Raw genomic sequence first — 14,287 nt, 5'->3', positions numbered from 1 at the left:
CATGACTGAACCGCTTCTCAAGGTCGAAAACCTCAACGTCACCTTCACCAATTATGGCCGCACCCGGCAGGTGCTGCGCGATGTCGCCTTCACCGTTGCCGCTGGCGAGCGTGTGGCGCTGATCGGCGAAACCGGATCGGGCAAATCGGTCACCGCCAAGGCGATTATCGGCACTTTGCCGAAGAATGCCGCGATCACCTCCGGCGCCATCGTCATCGATGGCCGCGATGTGCTTGCCCTGCCGCGCAGAGACCGTGAGGCGCTGAAGGGAACGGCGTTTTCACTGATCATGCAGGACCCGCTATCGTCCTTCAATCCGGTCTTCAAGATCGGCACGCATCTCGATGATGTCATGCGCTTTGCCGACAAACGCGATGGTATCAACTCGTCCAAGGCGGAGCGCCGCAACCGCATCGCAGCCGTTTTGCGCCGGGTACAGCTTGCCGATACCGAGCGGGTGATGAACGCCTATCCGTCTGAGCTGTCGGGCGGTATGCGCCAGCGCGTGCTGATCGGCCTTGCCCTGCTGCACCAGCCGAAGCTCCTGATCGCCGATGAGCCCGGCACGGCGCTCGATGTGACGACGCAGGATGAAATCCTCAATCTCATCAACCAGCTGGTTGCCGAAGAAAACATGGCGCTGCTGATGATCACTCACAATCTCGGCGTCGTGCGCAAGGTGGCGGACCGCGTCGTTGTCATGCACCACGGCGATATCGTCGAGACCGGCCCTTGCACGCAAATCCTGCATAGTCCCGCCAAGGACTATACGCGTTCACTGCTGGATGCCGTGCCGCCGCTTTATGGCCTGCGCGTTACCGATCTGGCGCAAAGCACGCGGCAGCCGATCATCACAATCGAAGGTCTGAACAAGATTTACGGCAGGCGCAATGGCTACCATGCCGTGCGCGACGTGAACCTGACGCTGAAGCAGGGCGAGGTTTTTGGCCTTGCGGGCGAATCCGGTTCGGGCAAGACCTCGGTTGCGCGCATGATCATGGGCCTTTCGCGCCCCACCTCCGGCAATCTCGTCATTGACGCCCCGACGCCTGAACGCGGCAAGCGGCTGACGCAGATCGTCTATCAAAATCCGGGTACTTCGCTCAATCCGAAGCGTACCGTCAGGCAGACGCTTTCCTTGCCGCTGAAATCCATCGGCATGGATGGCCAGGCACGGGAAAGCCGCATGCAGGAACTGATGGGGCTGGTGCGGCTGCCGCAATCCTATCTCGGCAAATATCCGCACGAGCTTTCCGGCGGCCAGAAGCAGCGTGTGGCGATTGCCCGGGCGCTCGCGGCAGAACCGAAAATCCTCATCCTCGACGAGCCGACGGCGGCACTCGATGTCTCCGTGCAGAAGACGGTGATCGACCTTCTGCTGCAACTGCGCGAGGAGCTTGGCCTCACCTATCTGATGATCTCGCATGACCTGTCGCTGATGCGCAATTTCTGCTCGCGCATCGCCATCATGCTGCGCGGCGAGATTGTCGAGGAGGGTGTGACATCGGCGGTCTTCGCCGAGCCTGCCCATCCCTATACCCGCGCCCTGATCGCGGCCATCCCCGTCGTCACCGACGAGGAAGAACGTCTCAAACCCACCGTGACCGAGGAAGAGCGCATGCGCTTCCTCGTAAAAACGACCGATTGATGAAAGAGGAGCCTGACGTGTATCGCGTTGGAATTGACGTCGGCGGCACGAATACCGATGCCGTTGTGTTGCAGGATAAAACCGTTCTGGCGGGGGTGAAGGCCTCCACGACAGAGGATGTGACATCAGGTGTCATCGAAGCCCTTGAAAAGGTCATCGAGGCATCGGGCATTGACAGGGCGCGTATCGGCGCCGTGATGATCGGCACCACGCATTTTACCAATGCGGTGATCGAGCGCCGGCATATGGACGAGGTGGCCGCGATCCGTCTCGGCCTGCCTTCCGGCGCCGGCCTGCCGCCCATGGTAGACTGGCCGGATGATCTCAAGGAAATCGTCGGCAACCACGGTTATCAGGTGCGCGGCGGTTACGAATTCGACGGCCGCGAAATTTCGCCACTCGATGAGGACGAGATCGTCCGCATCGCCGCCGATATCCGCGCCAAGGGCCTGAAGGCCGCTGCCGTCACCTGTGTCTTCAGCGGCATCAATGATGCGATGGAGCTGCGGGCGAAGGAGATCCTGCAGGAGCGCTGCCCGGGCCTGCCGGTGGTGATGTCCAAGGATATTGGCCGTCACGGTCTGCTTGCGCGTGAAAGTGCGGCGATCATGAATGCCAGCCTGCTATCGCTTGCCGACCGCACCGTTGCGGCTTTCGGCGAAGCGCTGAAGGCTGCGGGCATCACCTGCCCGTTTTATATCACCCAGAACGACGGCACGCTGATGGCGGCGGATGTGGTGCGCGGTTTCCCCGTGCTCACCTTCGCGTCCGGCCCGACGAATTCCATGCGCGGTGCGGCTTTCCTCACCGGTCTCAAGGATGCCGTGGTGGTGGATGTCGGCGGCACCACCTCCGATGTCGGCTCGCTGTCGCACGGCTTCCCGCGTCAGGCCTCGACCACGGTGGATATTGGCGGTGTGCGCACCAATTTCCGCATGCCCGATGTCTTCTCCATCGGTCTTGGCGGTGGTTCGCTGGTGGTCAATGGCGATCACGGCGTGACCGTCGGGCCGAAATCCGTCGGTTATCGCGTTCGCCGCGATGCACTCTGCTTCGGTGGCTCGACCCTCACGGCAACCGATATCGCCGTTGCCTCCGGCAAGGCCGATGTGGGCGAGAAGGCGCTGGTCGCCAGCCTCGACAAAAAGCTCGTGAATGCGGCGGTCGACAAGATCAACGACATGCTCGAAGCCTGCGTGGAGCGCAGCCGCATCTCGTCGTCACCGGTGCCGGTGATCGCCGTTGGCGGCGGCTCCATCCTGATGCCGGACCGTATCGGTGACCTCGAAGTTATCCGGCCTGAGAATTTCGCGGTGGCCAATGCCGTTGGCGCGGCCATTGCGCAGATCAGCGGCGAGACCGACCGGGTCTTCTCGCTGATCGACGGACGCACGCGCGAGAGCGCGCTGGCCGAAGCAGAAGCGGAGGCCCGCGAAAAGGCGATTGCCGCCGGCGCGATTGCCGAAACGCTTGATGTCATCGAGCGCGAGGACATGCCGCTTGCATACCTGCCCGGCAACGCCACCCGCATTCATGTGAAAGTTGTTGGAGAAATGGGAGCCAATCATGGCTGAGACACGCAAGCTGAAATATGACGAAGCGGCATTGCGGACGCTGACCCGTGAAGACCTCGACGCGCTGGAAATCGGCGCGGGCATTCTCGGCACGGGCGGCGGCGGCAATCCCTATCTCGGCAAGCTGCTGGCGCTGGAGGCCATGAAGGCTGGTTACGAGATGAAAATCCTCGCAACTGATGCCATCGAGCCGGACGCGCTCTGCATGTCCATCGGCGGCATCGGCGCGCCTGTCGTCGGCGTCGAGCGCATTCGCGAAGGCCGCGAAGGCCTGCGTTGCCTGCGGGCGATGGAAGAGCTGATCCGCACGCCCGTCGACGCCATCGTCTGTGAGGAAATCGGCGGTTCCAATTCCATGAACCCGCTGGTGACTGCGGCGCTGGGCGGTCTGCCGATCCTCGATTGCGACGGCATGGGCCGGGCCTTCCCGGAAATGCAGATGACCACCTTCTCCATCTACGGCCATAGTTCCACGCCATCCGTGATGTGCGATCTGCACGGCAATGCCGTCATCTTCAGCCATGCCGTTTCCGAAGTCTGGCACGAGCGCATGGCGCGCGCCTGCGTCGTTTCGCAGGGCGGCGGCGCGATGCTGGCGACCGCGCCGATGCAGGCGCATTACGTGCACCAGTATGGCATTCCGAAAACCTACACCAAGGCGATCGCCATCGGTGAGGCGGTGATCCGCGCCCGCAAACAGCAGGAAGACCCGATTGCCGCAGTCTGCGCACTGGAAGGCGGGCGACGCATCTTCAACGGCAAGATCACCGATCTGAAGCGCCATCTGCGCGGCGGTTTCGCGGTTGGCGATCTCACGCTCTCCGGTTTCGACGATTGCGTCGGCCAGACGGCGGGCGTCGCCATCCAGAACGAATTTCTGCTGTTTTCCCGTGACGGCAAGGTGGAAGTGACGGTGCCCGATCTGATCGTCCTGCTCGATGTCGACACCGGTTATCCGATCACCACCGAAGTGCTGCGCTACGGCCAGCGCGTGGCCGTCATCGCCATCCCCTGCCATGACCTGCTGCGCAGCGCCCGCGCGCTTGAGGTCGTCGGGCCGGCGGCATTCGGTTACCCGGACATTCCTTTCTCACCGCTGCCCATTCCGGTCAGCAAGGCTGCCTAACCATAAGCGGGGCCAATGACCCGCAATAAAGAGGAGAACGATAATGAAAATGCCTGTACTTTCTTCCCGTCTCGCCGCGCTGGCGCTCGGCACGGCGCTCGTGCTGCCGTTTGTTTCTTCCGCAGCCCTTGCGGAAGACAAGGTCTCGGTCGCGGTCAACACCATGCAGATATTCAGCTCGCTCGACCCGGCGAAGGTGACTGATTACACCGGCTACATGGCTATCGTGAACATGTATGACGGCTTGACCACGGTGAACGCCAAGGGCGAAATCGTGCCGCATCTGGCGAAATCCTGGGATATTTCGCAAGATGGCCTGACCTACACCTTCCACCTGCGCGACGATGCGAAGTTTCAGGACGGTACGGCGGTAAAGGCTGCCGATCTTGCCTGGTCGATCCAGCGCCTGCTCGGCATCAACAAGGGCCCGTCGAACCTCATCGTCGGCGTGCTGAAGCCCGAAAACGTCACCGCGCCTGACGATGCGACGCTGGTCATGAAGATCGAGCGCCAGTTTTCGCCCTTCATGGCGGCGACGCCCTTGATGATGGCGATGAATAAGACGCTGATCGAAGCCAATGCCAAGCCGGAAGACAAGTGGGGCGAGGCCTATGTCGGCGAACATTCCGCCGGTTCCGGCCCCTACAAGCTCGTCAGCTACAACCGTTCCGCCGATATGGTCATTGCCCGCAATGCCGATTATTTCCTCGGCTGGACGAAGGGCAAGCCGATTGATGAAGTGCGCTTCGTGCAGACCAGCGACGACGCCACCGTCAAGGCGCTGGCGGAAAAGGGTGAACTCGGTCTTTCCTCGCACGGGCTTGGCAACGACACCTATGAATCCATCGGCCGCATGAAGGGTTACAAGCTGATCCAGACCCGCACCGCCGGCGGTTTCGTCATCAAGCTCAACACCAAGGTCTATCCGACCGACGACGTTCATGTGCGCCGCGCCATCGCCTATGCGACGGATTACAAGACGATCCAGGAAGTGATCTATCCGGGCTTCGACATGCGCGGACCGCTCTCCGACGCGTTCAAGGATGCGCATAACGGCGATATCCAGCCGGGCGTTTACGATCTGGAGAAAGCCAAGGAAGAACTGGCGAAGTCGAAATATGCCGGCCAGAAGATCACGCTGGTCAACAGCTATGTCGCGTCGCTGGCCTTCGAGGCCGAAGTGGCGTTGCTGTTGCAATCGAGCCTCGAGCAGATCGGCATCACGCTCGATATCAAGCCAGAGCCGTGGAACCGCATCGTCGAGCTGTCCTCCAAGCCCGAAACCACCCCGGCATCGACGCAGGTGAACATCTCTCCGACCTATCCGTCGCCGGACGCGATGTTCTACAACCAGTATCATTCCAAGGCTTCCGGCACCTGGATGTCGATGGAATGGTTGCAGAACGCGGAAATCGACGGCCTGATCGACAAGGTCCGCGCCACCACCGATGTGAACGAGCAGAACGCCACCTACAGGGAACTGCAGACGAAGATCGCCGATCTTCAGCCGGACGTCTGGGCCGTTGCGCCGAACCGCCGTTATGCGGCGAACAAGTGCCTTCAGGGTTACGAGTTCATTCCCATGCAGAGCTGGGACCTGAACTTTTCCAACTTCCATTGGGACTGCAAGGCGGAGTGATTTTCGCCTCTTGAAAACCGGCCCCGCCACAAATGGCGGGGTTGGCCAGACTTGGAACTTCAAAGGGAAGGAGCATCGCTTGCGGCCGGAAAGGCTGCGGCATGCCCGAGGATGACGCATGATCCAGGAATTTTCCGAAGACGATATCGAACCTCTGGCCACCGGCGCCTGGATTCTGGGAACGGGGGGCGGCGGCAATCCCTATATCTCGACGCTCAACCTGCGGCGTCTCTATGCCGAGGGGCGGCGGGTGAAAGTTATGGACCCCATGGCGCTCGCCGATGACGATATGGTTGCCGTCGTCTCCAAGATGGGTGCGCCGCTTGTCGGTCAGGAGCGGCTGGGAGACCCTGTCCATCTCGCCCGCGCTGTCGAGGTGATGGAGGATTATCTCGGCAAGCCGTTCCGGGCGATCATGAGCGTTGAAATCGGCGGTTCCAATGCGCTGTCGTCCTTCCTCGCCGCCGCCGTGCTCGACCGGCCGGTCGTGAATGCCGATGCCATGGGACGCGCCTATCCGGAGGCGCAGATGACATCCTTCGCCATCGGCAACCTGCCGATGTTTCCGCTGTCGCTGGTGGATGTGCGCGACAATGAGGTGATCGTGACGCGGGCCGCCTCGTGGAAATGGATGGAGCGCATCTCACGCAAGGTCTGTACCGAAGTCGGTTCCACCGCCGCCACCTGCAAGGCGCCGCGCACCGGCAGGGAAGTGAAGGAATGGGGCATTCATTACACCGTCACCAAGGCGACCGAACTCGGGCGCGCGGTGATGGAGGCGCGTGCGCGCCATGACGATCCGGTTCAAGCGGTTCTCGACCATGAGGGCGGCAAGCAGCTGTTCCGTGGCAAGGTGGTGGATGTGGCGCGTGAGACCACCGGTGGTTTCCTGCGCGGCAGCACGACCATTGAAGGCATCGATGCCGACCGCGGTTCGCGCATGGAACTGGCCTTCCAGAACGAATGGGCGGTCGCCTTCCGCGATGGCCAGCCTGTCGCCATGACGCCGGACCTGCTTTGCCTTCTCGACACTGTTTCGGGCGGCGCCATCGGTACGGAATCGGTGCGATACGGCCAGCGCGTCACGGTTGTCGCCCTGCCGGCGCCGGAGCTTTTGACGACACCTGCCGGCATCGCCGCCGTCGGTCCGCGCGCCTTCGGTTATGACATTGACTTCAGATCGGTATTCCCATGAAACGCATCGGTATTGACGTTGGCGGCACCAATACGGATGCCGTTCTGATCGATGGAGACACCATCGTCGCTTCCATCAAGGTTCCAACCACGCAGGATGTGCTGTCCGGCGTAAAGGCGGCGCTTGCCCATGTGGCGGGCCATGTCGGCACGGCGGAACGGCCGATTGATGCGGTGATGATCGGCACCACGCATTTCACCAATGCGGTGGTGGAGCGCGCCCGGCTGGAACGGGTCGCGGCGATCCGCATCGCATTGCCAACAGGTTCTTCACTGCCGCCGATGTGCGATTGGCCGAAGGATCTTCGCGAGGCCGTGGATCCGCTGATCTTCATGGTCCACGGCGGCCATGAATATGACGGCAGTCCGCTGGTGCCGATGGTTCCCGATGAAATTCGCGAAGCGGCGATGAAAATCCGCGATGCGGGCATCACCTCCATCGCCATTTCGGCAACCTTCTCACCGCTGACGACGGAGTGCGAGGTGAGAGCGGCGGAAATCGTCCGCTCTGTGATCCCTGATGCACGCATCACGCTTTCCCATACGCTTGGCCGCATCGGGCTGCTCGAGCGAGAAAATGTCGCTCTCCTGAATGCAGCGCTGCAAACGCTCGGCAAGACCACGGTTCAGGCATTTTCGGATGCGCTGCGCGAAGCGGGCGTAAAAGCGCCGTTCTATCTGACCCAGAATGACGGCACCGTGGCGCTCGCGGATGTGGCCGCCGCCAACCCCGTGCACAGTTTCGCTTCCGGCCCGACCAATTCGATGCGCGGTGCGGCCTTCCTCACCGGGCTTTCCGACGCCATGGTGGTGGATGTTGGCGGCACCACTTCCGACATCGGCTGCCTTGTCGGCGGCTTTCCGCGCGAGGCGAACAATATCGTTCATATCGGTGGGGTACGTACGCTTTTCCGTATGCCCGATCTTCTGCCGATTGCGCTCGGCGGCGGCACCATCGTTGACCCTGAGACAGGCAAGATCGGTCCGCGCTCGGTCGGTTATCGCATCCTGACGGAAGCCCGTGTTTTCGGCGGCGAGACGCTGACGACCTCGGATATCGCCGTTGCCGCAGGCCTGATCGAGATGGGTGACCGCGACCGTGTGAAAGACCTCGATCCGGCATTCGTGCAGGCCTCGCTTCAACGCATCCGTGACATGGTGGCCGACAGTTTCGACCAGATGAAGACCTCGGCCGAAGACGTGCCGCTGGTCGCTGTCGGCGGTGGGGCGTTCCTGATCCCGGAGACGGTTCCGGGTGCGTCGGAAGTGCTGCGCGTGGAAAGTGCCGGCGTTGCCAATGCGCTGGGCGCGGCGATGGCGCAGGTTTCCGGCGAGGTCGATCAGGTCTTTTCCGGCCTGAGCCGCGACGAAGCCCTTGCGAAAGCCGAGACCGAGGCGCAGAACGCAGCCGTTGCGTCTGGCGCGGAGCGGGCGAGCCTCAAGACGCTTGAGGTGGAGGATATTCCGATCGCCTATCTGCCGGGCGGCGCTCGCAGAGTGCGCGTGCGGGTCATCGGCGATATCGCCTTTCATTGATGGTAAGAGGCCCTGCCGGAGTGGGGTGACGAGGGAGTGAGCACATGACGAAGATCGCACTGGCCATTCACGGTGGTTGTGGCGTGATGCCGGAAGACAGCATGACGTCAGAGGAGTGGGCCGCTGCGCGCGACGATCTGGCGGCGGCGCTGCGTGCCGGTTATGGCGTGCTGAAGGCTGGCGGAACCGCGCTTGAGGCGGTCGAGGCGGCGGTCGTCGTCATGGAGGACAGCCCGCATTTTAATGCCGGGCATGGTGCCGCACTCAACGAAAACGGCATTCACGAACTCGATGCTTCGATCATGGATGGTGCCACACTGGCGGCGGGCGCGATCAGTGCGTCCCGCGCCATTCGTAACCCGGTGAAGGCGGCGCGCGCGCTGATGGTGGATGAACGTGCCGTCTATCTGACGGGTGAGGCGGCTGACCGCTTCGCAAAGGAAAAAGGGCTTGCTACCGAGCCTCAATCCTACTTCACCACACAAAAGCGCGTGGAGGCACTGGCGGCGATGAAGCGTCATGCCGCCACAGGTACGGAAGCGACTGAAAACGAAAAGCACGGGACCGTCGGCGCAGTGGCGCTCGATGCGGCGGGGCATCTTGCTGCGGCCACCTCGACCGGAGGTTACACCAACAAGCCGGACGGCCGGGTGGGAGACAGCCCGGTGATCGGCGCCGGCACCTATGCGCGGGATGGCGCCTGTGCGGTCTCCGGCACCGGCAAGGGCGAGTTTTTCATCCGTTATGTCGTCGGCCACGAGATCGCGTCCCGCGTTGCCTATCTCGGGCAGGATCTGGAGACCGCCGCCGGCAATCTCGTGCACAAGGATCTGGCCCCCTACGATATCGGTGCCGGGCTAGTGGCGATCGATGCCGAGGGCGGCATATCCGCGCCCTATAATACATCCGGCATGTTTCGCGGCTGGGTGACGCCATCGGGCGAGGCACGCGTGGCCACCCATGACACAGTCTACGAGGTGAAATTGTAGGTCGCTGTCACGCGCAGGATAAAAAACCGGTGACAGGAAGCGCTATCGGCGGCAAAAGGTTTGAACCGTTACCGGCTCGTTTTTCATCCATGGTGCTGGCCTCATGAACATCAAGCAGCTCGAAGTCCTGCGCACACTTCTTTCCACTGGCTCGACCATTGCCACGGCCAAGGCCATGGGTCTCAGCCAGTCCGGTGTCAGCCGGCTTCTGGCGCAGCTCGAATCGGATTTGTCACTGACACTGTTTGCCCGTGACAAAGGGCGGCTCATTCCGACGCCGGAAGCCGCACTTCTTGCCCGTGATGCCGAAAATGTGCTGCTCGCCGTTGATCGCATGTCCGGCCACGCCGAAGATTTGCGCAATGGTGCCGCCGGCCCGGAAATCGTTCGCATCGGCCTGCCGAGCAGCATGTGGGAAAATTTCGCGCCCGCCATGCTGATCGACTATGTCCGGGATTTTCCCGGCGTGCGTATCGAAACCTTCTTCGAAACGACCACCGCCATCAACAAGCTGGTGGGCGAACGGGTGATCGATCTCGGTTTCCTGCGGATGGAAGGCGAGATCGGGCCGGGCATCGATGTCGAACGTGTTGCAACCGGCAAAAGCGTCTGCGTGGTCCGGGAGGATCATCCGCTGGCTGAACTCACCGAAATCACCGTCAAGGATCTGCGCAATGTTCCGCTCATCCTGATCGGCCGGCAGAGGCCGAACCGTATGGCGCTCGATCAGGTGTTCAAGAAGGCCGGCGTCAAGCCGATGGTGAAGATCGAGACCCATACCAACAGTTCCGCCTGCGCCTATGTGGCGCACGGGTTGGGGGTAACGATCATCAGCAGTTTTTATGCTAACCTCTACCGGCACCTTCCCGTTGTCGCCCGACCATTCGTTCCGCAGGCGACACAGGAATTCGGTCTTGCCCGCGCTTCCGGTGCACCCTTGTCCATCGCGGCGCAGGCACTAAGCGATGCCCTGAAGCGGGAAATCCAGCTTTCGCAGAAAATCGACTGAAAACGGGATTTTGGGCGGAAAATCTCATTGTCCTCATCAAGATAAAACGCGCCGCCATTCTGCATAGACATATGACGTTTACGCATAATATTGCGTGATATTTCTCAATCCGTCATAGTCGCCAGCAACGAAACCGATAGAGGCGGGAACACGTTCCCGGCCATCAATCGTGGGGAACCGATGATAAGATTCATACTGAGCCGTCTTTTGATGGCGCTGCCGACGATCGCATTCGTGTCGATCACGGTTTTTGCGCTCATCCGCTTCATTCCGGGCGATCCGGCTGCCCTGATGCTGGGCGACATGGCGCAACCGGAACAGATCGAAGCCATGAGGACCGAACTCGGCCTCGACAAGTCCATACCGCAACAATTCGTCATCTGGGCCGGCAATGTGGTGCAGGGCGATTTCGGCCGCTCCATCGTCAACGACGAAGCGGTGTTGCCGCTGGTCGTGTCGCGCTTCCTCGTCAGCGCCGAGATCGTCGTGGTCGCCGTGCTGCTCGCCAGCCTGATTGCGGTTCCGGCAGGCGTGATCGCCGCCTGGAAACAGAACAGCCTGACCGATCTCGCGCTGGTGGGAACAGCAACCCTGCTCCTCTCCATCCCGACATTCTGGCTGGGTCTTCTGCTGCTTCTGTTTTTCGGCCTCAAGCTCGGCTGGCTGCCGGTGCTGGGATATGTGTCGATCAGCGACAACCTGGTCGGCGGCATGCTCTATCTCGTCCTGCCCGTCATGACGCTGGTGATCCATGAAATGGGTGTCCTGATCCGCATGGCGCGCGCTTCGACGCTGGAAGTGCTGCGGCTGGATTACATCACCCATGCCCGTGCCAAGGGCCTTTCCGAAGGTGCTGTCCTCTGGCGGCACGCCTTCAAGAACGCATTCGGCCCGACCTGGACGATGATCGGCCTCATCCTCGGCAATCTCCTCGGCGGTATCGCCGTCATCGAGACGGTGTTCACCATTCCCGGCCTCGGACGGCTGATGGTCGACAGTATTTTTGCCCGCGACTATCCCGTCATACAGGGCTGCCTGCTGTTCGTCTCGCTGTCCTATGTGCTGGTCAACCTGTTCGTCGACCTTCTTTATCCCCTCTTCGATCCGCGTGTGGTTGCCGAATGAAAAAGTTCACACTTAACGGGCTTATCGGCGGCTTTCTCATCGCCCTCCTGCTCATCACCGCCGCAACCGGTCTGTTCTGGACGCCCTATGACCCGATGAAGCTCGGTTTTGCCTCGCGTCTGGCCGGTCCAAGCGCCAGCCATCTTCTCGGCACCGACGAATTCGGGCGCGATGTTTTGAGCCGTTTGATGGTCGGCGCGCGCGCCAGTGTCTGGATCGGCTTCCTGACGGTCAGCTTCGCGACGATCTTCGGTACGCTGATCGGCCTTGTCAGCGGTTATGCGCGGGGCTGGGTGGATGGCGTCATCATGGCCATCAACAATGCGCTCTTGGCCTTCCCGGGCATTCTGCTGGCGCTCGGCCTGCTCGCGGTTTTCGGCGCAAACCAGTATGGCATCATCTTCGCGCTCGGCATTGCCTATACGCCATCCATGGCCCGCGTGGTGCGCGGTGCGGTGCTTTCTCTGCGTGAGCGGGAATTCATCGAGGCGTCGCTCGTGATGGGCAATGGCGAGATCTACACCATGTTCCGCCACATCCTGCCCAATTGCATCGCGCCGATCACGGTTCTTGCCACCTCCATGTTCGGCTGGGCCATCCTGTCGGAAAGCGCGCTCTCCTTCCTCGGCCTCGGCGTGCCGCCGCCGGCGCCCACCTGGGGCAACATGCTGGCCGCCGGCCGGCCCTTCATCCAGCAGGCCGTCTGGCTCGGGCTTTTCCCCGGTCTCTGCATCGCATTGACGCTGCTTGGCATCAATCTTCTGGGCGATGCCCTTCGCGACAGGCTTGACCCGCGCATGAGAGGTCTCAAATGACGGACAATACACTTCTCACCGTTCGCGGCCTTTCGCTCGAAGTCGCCAGAACCGGCCATCGGGTGGTCAAGGATGTCTCCTTCGATATTGCCGCGGGCGAAATCTTCGGCATCGTCGGCGAAAGCGGCTCGGGCAAGACGCTCGCGACCCGCGCGCTCATATCGCTTCTGCCGCCGGCCATCGCCGTCACCGGCGGGTCGATCATCTACAAGGGGCAGGACGTCATGTCCCTGCCGGTGAAGGATCTTCGGCGTCTGCGCGGCGCGGAGATCGGCGTGGTGTTTCAGGAGCCGATGACCTCCCTCAATCCGTCAATGACGATTGGCCGGCAGCTGGAAGAGGGGCTGATCCTTCACACGAAGTTGTCGCCCGAAGAGCGCCGTGAGAAAATTCTCGACATGCTGCGACGGGTCGGCATCCGCGATCCCGAAGGTGCGCTGAGGGCCTATCCGCACGAGTTTTCCGGCGGCATGCGCCAACGCATCATGCTGGCCTCGGTCATGCTGCTGAAACCAGCCCTGCTGATCGCCGATGAGCCGACGACGGCGCTCGACGCGGTCATCCAGCGCGATGTCATGGAACTGATGGTGGAGCTGACGCGGGCGGAAGGCACCGCCGTTCTCCTCATCAGTCACGATCTGCCGATGGTGGCACGTTATACCAGCCGCATCGTGGTGATGGAAAAAGGCACGATCGTCGAACAGGGCCGCACCGAGGACCTGCTGGACGCGCCGCAGCACCCCTATACGAAGAAACTTCTTTCCTCCCTGCCGTTTCGTGGTGAGCCGCGCAGTATCGACACCTCCAAGGCGCCAATGGTTTCGGCCCGCGATATCGTTGTGGATTATGCCGGCCGCAAATCGCTGCTGAAGAAAGCCAAACCGAAGCGGGCGCTGCATGGCGTCAGCATCGATATTCATGAGGGCGAAGTCGTGGCGCTCGTCGGCGGTTCCGGTTCCGGCAAGACGACGCTTGGCCGAACCATTGCCGGGCTTGTGCAGGAGAGCGAAGGGCATATCCGCTTTCAGGGCCGCGAGCGCAACGAGGACTGGAAGGATTATCGCCTGAATTGCCAGATGGTGTTTCAGGATCCCTATTCCTCGCTTGATCCGCGCATGACCATTCAGGCGCTGGTGGAGGAGGCGCTGCGCCTCGTGCCTGACCTCGATCAGGCCGCCAAGCGCAAGCGGGCGCTGGAGACGCTGGAGGAAGTGGGGCTCGGCGCCGATTTTGCCGCCCGCTACCCGCACGAGCTTTCCGGCGGCCAACGCCAGCGCGTGGCGATTGCCCGCGCCATTGCCCGCCGTCCGCGGTTCCTGATCGCCGACGAACCGGTCTCGGCGCTCGACGTGACAGTGCGGGCGCAGGTGCTCGATCTCTTTTCCGATCTGCAGAAACGTTACGGTTTTTCCTGCCTGTTCATCAGCCACGATCTCGGCGTGGTGGAGCAGGTGGCCGACCGTGTCGTCGTCATGCAGGACGGCCGCATCATCGAAGAGGGTGATCGCGACACAATTTTCGACAGTCCGAGGGAGGCCTATACGCGCCGGCTGCTCTCGGCCATTCCCGCCCTCGACCAGAATGAAAAGGGCGGCGTGACACTGAAATGGCGTCTGGAAGATGAAGTTTAAC

11 protein-coding genes are annotated in these 14,287 nt (G+C 61.7%); all 11 read left to right on the top strand.

What is annotated here, in order from left to right; genetic code table 11:
* The first annotated feature begins 1 nt into the window (after position 1).
* The 11 genes from nikE (at position 2) to JZX88_RS11395 (ending at position 14,286) form a co-directional block, all read left to right on the top strand.
* A complete protein-coding gene (nikE, locus tag JZX88_RS11445; protein ID WP_206913629.1) occupies positions 2-1,648 on the top strand; it encodes an ABC transporter ATP-binding protein in 1,647 nt (548 codons plus the stop codon).
* A gap of 17 nt (positions 1,649-1,665) precedes the next feature.
* Positions 1,666-3,222: a hydantoinase/oxoprolinase family protein gene (locus JZX88_RS11440; RefSeq protein WP_206913628.1), complete on the top strand. Its 1,557-nt coding sequence runs from the start codon at positions 1,666-1,668 to the stop codon at positions 3,220-3,222.
* A complete protein-coding gene (locus JZX88_RS11435) occupies positions 3,215-4,348 on the top strand; it encodes a DUF917 domain-containing protein (RefSeq protein WP_206913627.1) in 1,134 nt (377 codons plus the stop codon). Before JZX88_RS11440 ends, JZX88_RS11435 begins: the two co-directional genes overlap by 8 nt.
* Positions 4,349-4,391: 43 nt before the next feature.
* Entirely contained in the window at positions 4,392-5,987 is a 1,596-nt protein-coding gene (locus JZX88_RS11430) for an ABC transporter substrate-binding protein (RefSeq protein WP_206913626.1), read from the top strand.
* A gap of 118 nt (positions 5,988-6,105) precedes the next feature.
* Positions 6,106-7,182: a DUF917 domain-containing protein gene (locus JZX88_RS11425; RefSeq protein WP_206913624.1), complete on the top strand. Its 1,077-nt coding sequence runs from the start codon at positions 6,106-6,108 to the stop codon at positions 7,180-7,182.
* Positions 7,179-8,717 (top strand): hydantoinase/oxoprolinase N-terminal domain-containing protein, encoded by a 1,539-nt coding sequence (locus JZX88_RS11420; protein WP_206913623.1) that lies wholly within the window; start codon positions 7,179-7,181, stop codon positions 8,715-8,717. Before JZX88_RS11425 ends, JZX88_RS11420 begins: the two co-directional genes overlap by 4 nt.
* 44 nt (positions 8,718-8,761) lie before the next feature.
* Positions 8,762-9,706, top strand: a complete 945-nt coding sequence (locus tag JZX88_RS11415) for an isoaspartyl peptidase/L-asparaginase family protein (RefSeq protein ID WP_206913622.1) — start codon at positions 8,762-8,764, stop codon at positions 9,704-9,706.
* Positions 9,707-9,809: 103 nt separating this feature from the next.
* Entirely contained in the window at positions 9,810-10,715 is a 906-nt protein-coding gene (locus tag JZX88_RS11410) for a LysR family transcriptional regulator (protein ID WP_110757939.1), read from the top strand.
* 180 nt (positions 10,716-10,895) lie between these two features.
* Positions 10,896-11,840 (top strand): ABC transporter permease, encoded by a 945-nt coding sequence (locus tag JZX88_RS11405; protein WP_206913621.1) that lies wholly within the window; start codon positions 10,896-10,898, stop codon positions 11,838-11,840.
* On the top strand, positions 11,837-12,655 hold the full coding sequence (locus JZX88_RS11400) for an ABC transporter permease (RefSeq protein WP_003524591.1): 819 nt from the start codon (positions 11,837-11,839) through the stop codon (positions 12,653-12,655). Before JZX88_RS11405 ends, JZX88_RS11400 begins: the two co-directional genes overlap by 4 nt.
* The gene (locus JZX88_RS11395; RefSeq protein ID WP_206913619.1) at positions 12,652-14,286 is read left to right on the top strand and encodes an ABC transporter ATP-binding protein; all 1,635 of its coding nucleotides are present in this window, start codon (positions 12,652-12,654) and stop codon (positions 14,284-14,286) included. Before JZX88_RS11400 ends, JZX88_RS11395 begins: the two co-directional genes overlap by 4 nt.
* The last annotated feature ends 1 nt before the right edge of the window (position 14,287 follow it).

This window comes from Agrobacterium sp. OT33 (assembly GCF_017313365.1).
In the GTDB taxonomy this organism is placed as follows: domain Bacteria; phylum Pseudomonadota; class Alphaproteobacteria; order Rhizobiales; family Rhizobiaceae; genus Agrobacterium; species Agrobacterium rhizogenes_A.
The sequence above is the reverse complement of the archived record's forward strand: the minus strand, read 5'-3'. Positions and strand labels throughout refer to the sequence as shown.